This is a genomic window from Vibrio ezurae NBRC 102218 (genome assembly GCF_000467185.1).
GTDB lineage: Bacteria > Pseudomonadota > Gammaproteobacteria > Enterobacterales > Vibrionaceae > Vibrio > Vibrio ezurae.
In genome coordinates, this window is sequence record NZ_BATM01000048.1 from 25,468 (window position 1) to 36,124 (window position 10,657).

Annotated in this window: 12 protein-coding genes; 9 read left to right on the forward strand and 3 right to left on the reverse strand. The window is 43.0% G+C overall.

Going from position 1 to position 10,657, the window contains the following annotated elements; all coding sequences use genetic code 11:
• Nucleotides 1–69: 69 nt before the first annotated feature.
• From VEZ01S_RS14120 to VEZ01S_RS14130, 3 genes are all read right to left on the reverse strand, one after another.
• Nucleotides 70–615: a peptidylprolyl isomerase gene (locus tag VEZ01S_RS14120; RefSeq protein WP_021714730.1), complete on the reverse strand. Its 546-nt coding sequence runs from the start codon at nt 613–615 to the stop codon at nt 70–72.
• Complete coding sequence (locus VEZ01S_RS14125; RefSeq protein ID WP_021714731.1) at nt 612–1,187, reverse strand: YajG family lipoprotein; 576 nt, start codon at nt 1,185–1,187, stop codon at nt 612–614. The genes VEZ01S_RS14120 and VEZ01S_RS14125 overlap by 4 nt, the downstream gene beginning before the upstream one ends.
• A gap of 90 nt (nt 1,188–1,277) precedes the next feature.
• Nucleotides 1,278–2,414, reverse strand: a complete 1,137-nt coding sequence (locus VEZ01S_RS14130; protein ID WP_021714732.1) for a methyltransferase — start codon at nt 2,412–2,414, stop codon at nt 1,278–1,280.
• Nucleotides 2,415–2,622: 208 nt separating this feature from the next.
• Between VEZ01S_RS14130 and VEZ01S_RS14135 the strand changes: the two genes are divergently transcribed.
• The 9 genes from VEZ01S_RS14135 (at nt 2,623) to nqrM (ending at nt 10,487) form a co-directional block, all read left to right on the forward strand.
• Nucleotides 2,623–2,925 (forward strand): BolA family protein, encoded by a 303-nt coding sequence (locus VEZ01S_RS14135; protein ID WP_021714733.1) that lies wholly within the window; start codon nt 2,623–2,625, stop codon nt 2,923–2,925.
• 352 nt (nt 2,926–3,277) lie between these two features.
• Complete coding sequence (locus VEZ01S_RS14140) at nt 3,278–4,618, forward strand: Na(+)-translocating NADH-quinone reductase subunit A (protein ID WP_040891073.1); 1,341 nt, start codon at nt 3,278–3,280, stop codon at nt 4,616–4,618.
• A 3-nt stretch (nt 4,619–4,621) separates the two neighbouring features.
• A complete protein-coding gene (locus VEZ01S_RS14145; RefSeq protein WP_021714735.1) occupies nt 4,622–5,863 on the forward strand; it encodes an NADH:ubiquinone reductase (Na(+)-transporting) subunit B in 1,242 nt (413 codons plus the stop codon).
• Nucleotides 5,853–6,620: a Na(+)-translocating NADH-quinone reductase subunit C gene (locus VEZ01S_RS14150; protein ID WP_021714736.1), complete on the forward strand. Its 768-nt coding sequence runs from the start codon at nt 5,853–5,855 to the stop codon at nt 6,618–6,620. The genes VEZ01S_RS14145 and VEZ01S_RS14150 overlap by 11 nt, the downstream gene beginning before the upstream one ends.
• On the forward strand, nt 6,620–7,252 hold the full coding sequence (locus VEZ01S_RS14155) for an NADH:ubiquinone reductase (Na(+)-transporting) subunit D (RefSeq protein WP_021714737.1): 633 nt from the start codon (nt 6,620–6,622) through the stop codon (nt 7,250–7,252). The genes VEZ01S_RS14150 and VEZ01S_RS14155 overlap by 1 nt, the downstream gene beginning before the upstream one ends.
• 7 nt (nt 7,253–7,259) lie before the next feature.
• Complete coding sequence (gene nqrE / locus VEZ01S_RS14160) at nt 7,260–7,856, forward strand: NADH:ubiquinone reductase (Na(+)-transporting) subunit E (protein WP_021714738.1); 597 nt, start codon at nt 7,260–7,262, stop codon at nt 7,854–7,856.
• Between the two features lie 23 nt (nt 7,857–7,879).
• Nucleotides 7,880–9,106 (forward strand): NADH:ubiquinone reductase (Na(+)-transporting) subunit F, encoded by a 1,227-nt coding sequence (gene nqrF, locus VEZ01S_RS14165; RefSeq protein WP_021714739.1) that lies wholly within the window; start codon nt 7,880–7,882, stop codon nt 9,104–9,106.
• Between the two features lie 103 nt (nt 9,107–9,209).
• Nucleotides 9,210–10,244 (forward strand): FAD:protein FMN transferase, encoded by a 1,035-nt coding sequence (locus VEZ01S_RS14170; RefSeq protein WP_021714740.1) that lies wholly within the window; start codon nt 9,210–9,212, stop codon nt 10,242–10,244.
• 9 nt (nt 10,245–10,253) lie between these two features.
• The gene (gene nqrM / locus VEZ01S_RS14175; RefSeq protein WP_021714741.1) at nt 10,254–10,487 is read left to right on the forward strand and encodes a (Na+)-NQR maturation NqrM; all 234 of its coding nucleotides are present in this window, start codon (nt 10,254–10,256) and stop codon (nt 10,485–10,487) included.
• Nucleotides 10,488–10,657: the final 170 nt, after the last annotated feature.

Below are 10,657 nucleotides of genomic sequence, written 5' to 3' on the forward strand. Positions count from 1 at the left end.
TTCCTTTTCCTCACACCTAACGCAGAGCCAGCTGCTCTGCGTTTATCTTTGGGTCACTATAGAGGAGTTTTATTTTTGAATTGTCACTTTTGTGACAACGATAGGTGTTGCTGGGATATCTTTCATAAAACCATTACTTTTGGTTGGCACACTCGCCATTTTTTGCACAACGTCATAGCCATCAACCACTTGACCAAATACAGCATAGCCTGGGTTAGACGATGAATAGTTTAAGAAGGCATTGTCCGAATAGTTTATGAAAAACTGACGTGTTGCTGAATCAGGGTTATTCGTGCGCGCCATTGCTACACTACCGACTTTATTCGGTAGGCCGTTACTTGCTTCGTTTTTAATCGGCCCGTAGGTTTGAATTTGCGTCATATCTTCATTAAAACCACCACCTTGAGCCATAAACCCTGGAATAACGCGATGGAAAATAGTGCCTTCATAGCTGCCGTCTTTGACATAACGCAGGAAGTTAGCACTACTGATTGGCGCCTTGTCTTCATTAAGTTGAATCGTGAAGTTACCTAAAGTCGTTTCAAAAATCACTTTGGTGTTGGCGAATACGGATGCACTAAATAGGGCACAGATGACAAGTAGTAGGCGGCTCATTGAAATTTCTCCTGCATGTAGTTAATAAGTTCTACGTCGTTGGCTATGTCATTTAACACGAGTTTAGACACGTGATTAAGCATATGTTCGATTTGTTCGTTAGAGGCACCCATTGAGTTGTCGCCTTTTGCGCTACCTGAGTAGGTTTTTACAAATTTCCCAGCAGGGGTTTCAGCGGTGACTTTTAACGTAACTTTAGCGTCCATTTGGTTACTAAAAGTGGATGACTTTACACGCACTAAAGCTTCTTGCAGCTCAACGTCCACACTGTTATCGCTTTTGTTCACAATGACAAAGCCCTGTGATTGCAAGACAGATTGCATGGCCTTGTTTAAGGCAACTCTTGCATTTTGCTTGGCGTGGATTGGCATCGCCTTATCTTCGCCTTTTGTCACCAATGCTAAGTATTGAGCTGTACGCACGTCAGTGGTGGTGAGGGCCAAGGTTTTTTGCTCCTTGATCGTCACTTGATTGCTGTCAGCTTGAGGGTTGAAATTCAGTTGTTGGTCAGTTGGGCTTGCGCAACCGCCCAATATTAGGGCTGAAAAAACAATAATCAGCAAATGTTTCATTGAGAGTTCCCTTAATAACATAGTGAAAAATAAACGACTTTACCGAGAGTAGCATAAGCAACGCGACTCTAGTGTTTAGTTGATTGATTTTTAAGAAGCTTTCTTTGCAGAAAGAATCACAAACTTTTTATTGCTGGCGACGATACTGACTTGGCCTTTCCCAAACAAGCGAGTCAATTTTGCTAAATAGCCTAAGTGACCATTACCCACGACTAATAACTCTCCAGCTGCTTCTAGAGCGTGATGAGCATCGCGAAACATTTGCCATGCAATGTGGTCTGTCACGGTGTTTTGTTGATGAAATGGTGGATTGCACACGACCAAGTCGTAGTGCTCTTTTTCAAAACCATCAAGGCAATTATTAGCAGTAAAGGTATATCGCTCAGGGTTGTCTACGTTGTTGGTGACATTTATGCGTGCCGACTCTACCGCCATAAAACTTTCATCAACGCTAGTAATCTGCGAGTAAGGGTTATTTCGACCTAATTTGATGGATAACACACCATTTCCGCAACCAAGGTCGATGATCTTGGTCTGCTTAGAGCCTTGTGGCAGATGTTCTAATATAAAGCGAGCCCCCAAATCAAGGCTTTCTCCAGAATAGACGTTGGCTAAGTTGCTCAGTTGCATATTGTGCTCTGGCACTGTCCAGTTGGTTTTCTGTTCTACAGTCGCGGTCTCTTGAGTCCCTACCTGACTGAACACCAATCGGTGTTTTTTCCAAGCCAGAGACGTTGTCGTTTCGCCAAGGTATTTTTCAAATAACTTAAGGGTAGAAGTATGAATTGCATTGGCTTTGTTGACTGCAACCACTGGAGTACTAGGATTTAAGTGCGTTTTAATTTGATGCAATTGCCATGTTAAGAATCGATTGCTTTTAGGAAGTTGCATTATGACAACATCTATATCACTTGGGATAGCGTCAGTTGAACGCAGAAAAGTGATGCTGTTGCACTGATTGTGTTGCAGGTTTTGCTGGGCTCCTTTTTGACTAATTAATGAGTCTGTTTGTAAGAACACTTGGTGTTCACGTGAAAACCAACAGCTCAAAGCGCCAAAATTATCATTTAAAATTAAAACTTTAGAGCCAGACGTTAGTGGTGTCTCTGTGAAGTGATTGATGATGTATTCATCGCCTGCATCCCAAGCTTGAAGTGTTTCATTCGCTCTTTTAGGGAATCGATGAAGAGTAAATTGTTGGTCGTGCAGTACGAGCTCTGTTTTCATGATTATAAATGTTAAAAAGGTGATCCTAAACTTTGTCTATTGTCGCAAATTAGCGCTATTTTTGCGAATTAACTTATTGTTCTGTTTTAGAATACAAGCAGTGCTCAAGTTTAATTTGTTTTGTCTTTCGTAGTAAATTGTACAGGAACGGAAAAGCACTATAAGTTTATGCTTTGTCTTCCTATACGTATCAACATAGAGAAATCGCATGCGACAGCAGCAAATAGAAAAAAAACTGGACTTTTACTTCTCTCCGCACCACTTACAAGTCATCAATGAGAGCTACAAACACAATGTGCCAGAAGGTTCAGAAAGCCATTTTAAGGTCATTATTGTCAGTGATAAATTTTGCGGTCTTAGATTGGTGGCTCGCCACCGCTTAGTAAACGAAGCATTAAGTGACGAATTCGGCGATGGGCTACATGCACTTTCAATGCATACGCTGACAAAAGAAGAATGGAAACAACAAACGTTCCCTAGCTCACCAGATTGTATGGGGGGAGGACACTAAAGGGAGCAATATCTATAGATTGACAGTACAATGTTAAAAATTATTACATTTTACTAATTGTTCACAATTTAACCTTGTGACCATAAAATTACTGTTATTGCCGTGTTTTAGATCAATTTAAATGGCGCTTATCGCTAGAAGTTTGTAATTTCTTGCTAATCATCACAGGTCTTCATGGAATGTACACCAGCGTTAATGTTAGAATTGCGAACCCTTAAAGACTCAATTAAAGGGTTATTTGGTCGTTAACAAGGATATGTTAGAGAATCTGACCTATCTGTTACAAACAAGAGCATAAATAGAGAGTGCTTTTGTTACGAAAGTCTTTTTCATTAAAATAGTGCAAGTGCGTATGATTACAATTAAAAAGGGTTTGGACCTGCCTATATCAGGTACTCCTACCCAGGTGATTAATGACGGGAATCCCGTTTCAAAAGTCGCCTTGCTGGGCGAAGAGTACGTGGGCATGCGACCAACAATGCATGTTCGCGAAGGGGACGTAGTAAAGAAAGGGCAGGTTCTTTTTGCTGATAAAAAGAACCCTGGCGTGGTCTTTACTGCACCTCAAAGTGGAACGGTTACGCAAGTTAACCGTGGTGCAAAGCGTGTTTTGCAATCAGTTGTTATTGAAACAGCTGGTGACGAGCAAATCACCTTTGATAAATATGAACAACAAGAACTGGCTAAGTTAGATGCGAATGTTATTCGCAAACAACTGGTTGATTCTGGTTCGTGGACCGCTTTAAAAACTCGTCCGTTCAGTAAGGTTCCTGCAGTCGATTCTTCGACTGATGCCATCTTCGTTACAGCAATAGATACTAACCCATTAGCAGGGAATCCAGACGTTATTATTAATGATCAGGATGAAGCGTTTGTCGCAGGCTTAGATCTTTTGTCAGTACTGACTAATGGTAAGGTTTATGTCTGTAAAAGCGGCGGTTCCCTTCCTCGCTCAGAGCAAAGCAATGTAGAAGAGCATGTCTTTTCTGGTCCACACCCTGCGGGTCTTGTGGGCACTCATATGCACTTTTTGTACCCCGTCAACGAGCAGCATGTCGCTTGGAGCATCAATTACCAAGATGTGATTGCGTTCGGTAAGTTATTTTTAACGGGTGAGATCTATACAGATCGTGTGGTTGCTTTAGGCGGTCCTGTAGTGAGCAACCCTCGTCTGGTTCGCACTACGCTCGGCGCATACCTTCCTGAGTTAGTGGATAAAGAATTGATGCCAGGAGAGGTTCGTATCATCTCAGGTTCGGTTCTTTGGGGAACACATGCTACGGGTTCTCATGCTTTCCTTGGTCGCTACCATGTGCAGGTCTCTGCATTGCGCGAAGGCAGAGATAAAGAGCTATTTGGCTGGGCAATGCCTGGTAAAAACAAGTTCTCTGTAACACGTTCATTCCTTGGTCATCTATTTAAAGGCCAACTGTTCAACTTAACGACATCGCTAAATGGCGGTGAGCGTGCGATGGTTCCAATCGGCAGTTACGAAAAAGTTATGCCATTAGATATTGAACCGACGCTGCTTCTGCGCGATTTGTGTGCTGGAGATGTAGACAGTGCGCAACGCTTAGGTGTGTTAGAACTATCCGAAGAAGACATCGCCCTTTGTACTTATGTTTGTTCTGGCAAATATGAGTTTGGTGAATTACTTCGTGAGTGTCTAGACACTATCGAGAAGGAAGGTTAAGTCATGTTGAAGAAATTTATTGAGGATATCGAACCGCATTTCGAAGCCAATGGTAAATGGGAAAAGTGGTACCCTCTTTATGAAGCAGCTGCAACGCTCTTTTATACACCGGGTACGGTAACAAAAACCAAGTCACACGTTCGTGATAGTGTCGATTTAAAACGCATCATGATTATGGTGTGGTTTGCGGTTTTTCCTGCGATGTTCTGGGGGATGTACAATACGGGTAACCAGGCAATCACAGCGCTGACCTTTTTACATTCAGGTGCCGATTTAGCGACGTTGGTTTCAGGTAACTGGCACTACTGGTTAACAGAAATGTTAGGTGGCAGCATCAGTGCTGATGCTGGCTGGGGCAGTAAGATGTTGCTTGGTGCAACGTATTTCTTACCTATCTACGCTACCGTCTTTATTGTGGGTGGTTTCTGGGAAGTTCTGTTTTGTATCGTGCGTAAACACGAAGTGAATGAAGGCTTCTTTGTTACCTCTATTCTATTTGCACTGATTGTTCCGCCGACACTGCCTCTATGGCAAGCAGCATTAGGTATTACCTTCGGTGTTGTGGTCGCAAAAGAAATTTTTGGTGGTACTGGTCGTAACTTCCTAAACCCTGCATTAGCGGGTCGTGCATTTTTGTTCTTTGCATACCCTGCACAAATCTCAGGTGATTTAGTTTGGACTGCTGCTGATGGTTTCTCTGGTGCAACTGCACTTAGCCAGTGGGCACAAGGTGGTAACTCTAACCTAATCAATAATGTAACGGGTCAATCCATTACTTGGATGGACGCATTTATCGGTAATATCCCAGGCTCTATCGGTGAGGTTTCAACCTTATTCTTGATGCTAGGTGCACTGATGATCGTGTACATGGGAATTGCATCTTGGCGCATTATTGCGGGTGTAATGATTGGTATGATCGCAACTGCGACTCTATTCAATCTTATTGGTTCTGATACCAATGCAATGTTCAGTATGCCGTGGCACTGGCACCTTGTTTTGGGTGGTTTTGCTTTTGGTATGTTCTTCATGGCAACCGACCCAGTCTCAGCCTCTTTTACCAACAAAGGTAAGTGGTGGTACGGTATTTTAATTGGTTTGATGTGTGTGTTGATTCGAGTCGTTAACCCGGCATACCCAGAGGGTATGATGCTGGCGATTCTATTTGCGAACCTGTTCGCGCCACTATTCGATCACGTTGTTATCGAGAAGAACATTAAGCGGAGACTAGCACGCTATGGCAAATAAAAACGATAGCATTAAAAAGACGCTAGGTGTCGTTATTGGTTTAAGCCTGATTTGTTCTGTTGTTGTTTCGACAGCAGCGGTAGGGCTACGTGATAAGCAACAAGCCAATGCGGTGCTAGATAAGCAAACAAAAATTGTAGAAGTTGCGAAGATCGCTGAGCAGGGTTCCGTTCAAGAGTTGTTTGGCAATTACATTGAACCTCGTTTAGTTGACCTTAAAACCGGTGAGTTTGTTGAAGGTGATGCTGCGGCATACGATCAACGAGCAGCGGCAAAAGATCCTGCTCAGTCTATTCGTTTAGATCCAGCAGATGACACAGCTAAAATCATTCGTCGTGCAAACGTAGGTACAGTGTACCTAGTTAAAGAGGGTGACCACTATTCAAAAGTGATTATCCCTATCCACGGCACAGGTCTTTGGTCAATGATGTACGCTTTTGTTGCAGTTGAAATGGACGGCAATACTGTTTCGGGCATTACTTACTACGAGCAAGGTGAAACTCCTGGACTTGGTGGTGAAGTAGAAAACCCGAACTGGGTAGGTCAATTTGAAGGCAAGCAGCTTTTTGATGACAACTTTAAGCCGGCATTGAAGATTGTTAAAGGCGGCGCAGCTGCGGATGACATTCACGGTGTTGATGGCCTTTCTGGCGCAACTTTGACGGGTAACGGCGTACAACACACTTTTGATTTCTGGTTAGGCGATATGGGCTTCGGACCATTCCTTGCTAAAGTACGCGAAGGAGAGCTGAACTAATGGCTATGTCTAAAGAAGTGAAGCAAAACCTTTGGGCTCCTGTTTTAGATAACAACCCAATTGCTTTGCAGGTTCTTGGTGTCTGTTCCGCGCTTGCGGTAACCACTAAGCTTGAAACAGCATTTGTTATGACGTTGGCGGTAATTTTTGTTACTGCTTTGTCTAACTTCTTCGTGTCTGTTATTCGTAATCACATTCCCAACAGCGTACGTATCATCGTACAGATGGCGATTATCGCTTCGTTGGTTATCGTGGTAGACCAAATCCTAAAAGCTTACCTTTACGATATCTCTAAACAGCTATCGGTATTCGTTGGCTTGATCATTACGAACTGTATCGTAATGGGGCGTGCGGAAGCATACGCAATGAAATCTGCGCCAATCCCATCGCTACTTGATGGTATCGGTAATGGTTTAGGTTATGGTTTCGTACTGATTACTGTGGCATTTTTCCGTGAACTGATTGGTTCTGGCAAATTGTTTGGTATGGAAGTACTTCCTCTAGTGTCTGACGGTGGTTGGTATCAGCCTAACGGTATGTTCTTGCTTGCGCCGTCTGCATTCTTCTTGATTGGCTTCATGATTTGGGTGATTCGTATCTTCAAGCCTGAACAAATAGAAGCGAAGGAGTAGTAGCACGATGGAACATTATATTAGCTTGCTGGTTAAATCGATTTTCATCGAAAACCTAGCATTATCCTTCTTCTTGGGCATGTGTACATTCCTTGCTGTATCTAAGAAGGTGAAAACCTCTTTCGGTCTTGGTGTTGCAGTAGTGGTGGTATTAACCATCGCTGTTCCTGTGAACAACTTACTGTACAACCTAGTGTTGAAAGAGAATGCGTTAGTCTCGGGTGTGGATTTAAGTTTCCTTAACTTCATTACCTTCATCGGTGTTATCGCAGCTCTAGTACAGATTTTGGAAATGGTATTAGACCGCTTCTTCCCACCTTTGTACAACGCGCTAGGTATTTTCCTACCGTTGATTACGGTGAACTGTGCAATTTTCGGTGGCGTATCTTTCATGGTACAGCGTGACTACAACTTTGCTGAATCGGTCGTGTATGGCTTTGGTTCTGGCGTAGGTTGGATGCTAGCAATCGTTGCTCTTGCAGGTCTACGTGAAAAGATGAAGTACTCTGATGTACCTCCAGGTCTACGCGGCCTTGGTATTACGTTCATCACTGTAGGCCTAATGGCGTTGGGCTTTATGTCTTTCTCCGGTGTTCAACTGTAAGAGTAAATTATAAGGATTAGTCAATGAATACGATCGTTCTTGGCGTTGTGATGTTTACTCTGATTGTATTGGTGTTAGTGCTAGTGATTTTATTCGCTAAATCTAAGCTGGTACCAACGGGTGACGTCAATATTTTAGTTAATGGTGATCCAGAGAAAGGTTTTACCGTTTCTCCGGGTGACAAACTGCTGAGTGCACTTGCAGGCAACGGTATCTTTGTATCGTCAGCTTGTGGTGGCGGTGGCTCTTGTGGTCAGTGTCGCGTTAAAGTGAAATCCGGTGGTGGTGATATCTTACCAACTGAGCTTGACCATATTAGTAAAGGTGAAGCACGTGAAGGTGAGCGTTTAGCCTGTCAGGTTGCTATAAAAACTGACATGGAAATCGAACTTCCTGAAGAGATCTTCGGTGTTAAAAAGTGGGAATGTACGGTTCTTTCTAATGACAACGAAGCGACTTTCATCAAAGAGCTTGTACTGCAAATTCCTGATGGTGAAGAAGTACCGTTCCGTGCGGGTGGTTACATTCAGATTGAAGCTGAACCTCATCACATTAAATATGCTGACTTTGATATTCCAGATGAGTACCGTGAAGATTGGGATAAATTCAATCTATTCCGTTACGAATCTATCGTAAAAGAAGAGTCTATCCGTGCATACTCAATGGCTTCTTATCCAGAAGAAAAAGGCCTTATTAAGCTGAACGTGCGTATTGCTACGCCGCCGCCTAATAATCCTGACGTTCCACCGGGCATTATGTCTTCGTACATTTGGTCTCTAAAAGCAGGCGACAAGTGTACTATTTCAGGTCCATTTGGTGAGTTCTTCGCTAAAGATACTGATAACGAAATGGTGTTTGTTGGTGGTGGTGCCGGTATGGCTCCAATGCGCTCTCATATCTTTGATCAGCTGCTACGTTTGCAATCTAAGCGTAAGATGACGTTCTGGTATGGTGCTCGTTCGAAACGTGAAATGTTCTACATTGAAGATTTCGATAAACTAGCCGAAGAAAACGACAACTTTGTATGGCATTGTGCGTTATCTGATCCTCTTCCAGAGGATAACTGGGATGGCTACACAGGCTTCATACACAACGTATTGTACGAAAACTATCTGAAGGATCACGAAGCTCCAGAAGATTGTGAGTACTACATGTGTGGTCCACCTATGATGAATGCAGCTGTAATCGGCATGCTAAAAGACCTAGGTGTAGAGGATGAAAACATCCTACTTGATGACTTCGGTGGCTAAGCCGTAATCAGATAAAACAATGGCTGGCTCTTTGAGTCAGCCATTTTGTTTTATCGTCTATCGCGATAGTAGGCTTGCCCTGTATTGGTATAAGGAAAACAAGATGAAGTTTGCAAATCATCTTATTCAAGGTTCAAAATGGCTAACAGCAATACTGGTTTCAGTAGTGGTGCTAAGTGGCTGTGAGCAAGCGCCAGAGCAAGTTGCATTGGCGGGTAAAACGATGGGTACGACCTATCACATTAAATATATCGCTGATAGTAAAGTGGCTGATTCGGAAGCGATGCAGAGCAAAATTGATGAACTGCTAGAGAAGGTCAACGACCAAATGTCGACCTATCGCCCTAAATCTGAATTAAGCCAATTTAACCAATATAAAAAAACGCAGCCTTTCCCATTATCTAAAGATATGGAAACGGTAGTGCGCGAATCAATTCGTTTAAACAAACTCACTGAAGGTGCGCTTGACGTTACCGTTGGTCCTTTGGTGAATCTTTGGGGATTTGGCCCAGAAGCTCGCCCTGATACCGTGCCAACTGATGAAGAATTAGCAGCGCGTCGTAAAATGATAGGTATTGAACACCTTTCTTTAACTGACCAAGGCTTAGCAAAAGACTTACCAGATCTGTACGTTGATCTCTCCACGATAGCCAAAGGTTGGGGCGTGGATGTGGTAGCGAATTATCTTGAATCACTCGGCATTCAACGTTATCTAGTTGAAGTCGGTGGTGAGTTAAGATCGAAAGGACAGAACAATCAAGGGATCCCTTGGCGAATCGCCATTGAAAAACCCACTGTAGATGTCAGAGAAGTTGAACTGATTATTCAACCAGGCAATATGGCGATGGCAACATCGGGTGATTACCGCAATTATTTTGAACGTGATGGCATTCGTTATTCACACATCATCAATCCAAAAACTGGAAAACCGATTGCACACAAGGTAGTCTCTGTAACAGCAATTCATCCTTCTTGCATGACAGCCGATGGTCTAGCGACTGGCTTGATGGTGCTAGGAGAGAAAGAAGGTATTCGAGTAGCCAATCAAAACGGTCTAGCGGTGTTTATGGTTATAAAAACCGAAGATGGGTTTAAAGAGGTGTATTCGGATGCCTTTGCTCAGTATTTAAATAAGTAAGGTTGAGCTATGACAACGTTCTTAGTGACTTTTGGTATTTTCCTTGGCTTCATCGTATTGATGTCCATAGGCTACATTATCCAAAAGAAAGTAGTAAAAGGAAGCTGTGGTGGCTTGGATGCAATGGGCATTGATAAAGTGTGCAGTTGCCCTGAACCTTGTGATGCACGTAAACGTCGCGAAGCGAAAGAGGCACAACGTGCTGAGAAAGTAGCAGCTTGGGAAAAAGACCGAATCGCTTAACTTTTTTGAACGGAATACCTTGTACTGCAATTGATGTTATCAGGCAGTATCCATACAAAATGCCAAGCTTACGCTTGGCATTTTGTATCACAAAGAATGATAACGATTGATATTATACCAATCACACTAAGTAAGTGAGCAGAACTAGCGAAGGAAAAATGCTCGAGAAC

Excerpts from the sequence above, each read along its gene's own strand:
- nqrF (WP_021714739.1), top strand. The coding sequence starts at position 7,880 with ATGAATACGATCGTTCTTGGCGTTGTGATGTTTACTCTGATTGTATTG.
- VEZ01S_RS14140 (WP_040891073.1), top strand. The coding sequence starts at position 3,278 with ATGATTACAATTAAAAAGGGTTTGGACCTGCCTATATCAGGTACTCCT.
- VEZ01S_RS14155 (WP_021714737.1), top strand. The coding sequence starts at position 6,620 with ATGGCTATGTCTAAAGAAGTGAAGCAAAACCTTTGGGCTCCTGTTTTA.
- VEZ01S_RS14145 (WP_021714735.1), top strand. The coding sequence starts at position 4,622 with ATGTTGAAGAAATTTATTGAGGATATCGAACCGCATTTCGAAGCCAAT.
- nqrE (WP_021714738.1), top strand. The coding sequence starts at position 7,260 with ATGGAACATTATATTAGCTTGCTGGTTAAATCGATTTTCATCGAAAAC.
- nqrM (WP_021714741.1), top strand. The coding sequence starts at position 10,254 with ATGACAACGTTCTTAGTGACTTTTGGTATTTTCCTTGGCTTCATCGTA.
- VEZ01S_RS14130 (WP_021714732.1), bottom strand. The coding sequence starts at position 2,414 with ATGAAAACAGAGCTCGTACTGCACGACCAACAATTTACTCTTCATCGA.
- VEZ01S_RS14125 (WP_021714731.1), bottom strand. The coding sequence starts at position 1,187 with ATGAAACATTTGCTGATTATTGTTTTTTCAGCCCTAATATTGGGCGGT.
- VEZ01S_RS14135 (WP_021714733.1), top strand. The coding sequence starts at position 2,623 with ATGCGACAGCAGCAAATAGAAAAAAAACTGGACTTTTACTTCTCTCCG.
- VEZ01S_RS14120 (WP_021714730.1), bottom strand. The coding sequence starts at position 615 with ATGAGCCGCCTACTACTTGTCATCTGTGCCCTATTTAGTGCATCCGTA.
- VEZ01S_RS14170 (WP_021714740.1), top strand. The coding sequence starts at position 9,210 with ATGAAGTTTGCAAATCATCTTATTCAAGGTTCAAAATGGCTAACAGCA.
- VEZ01S_RS14150 (WP_021714736.1), top strand. The coding sequence starts at position 5,853 with ATGGCAAATAAAAACGATAGCATTAAAAAGACGCTAGGTGTCGTTATT.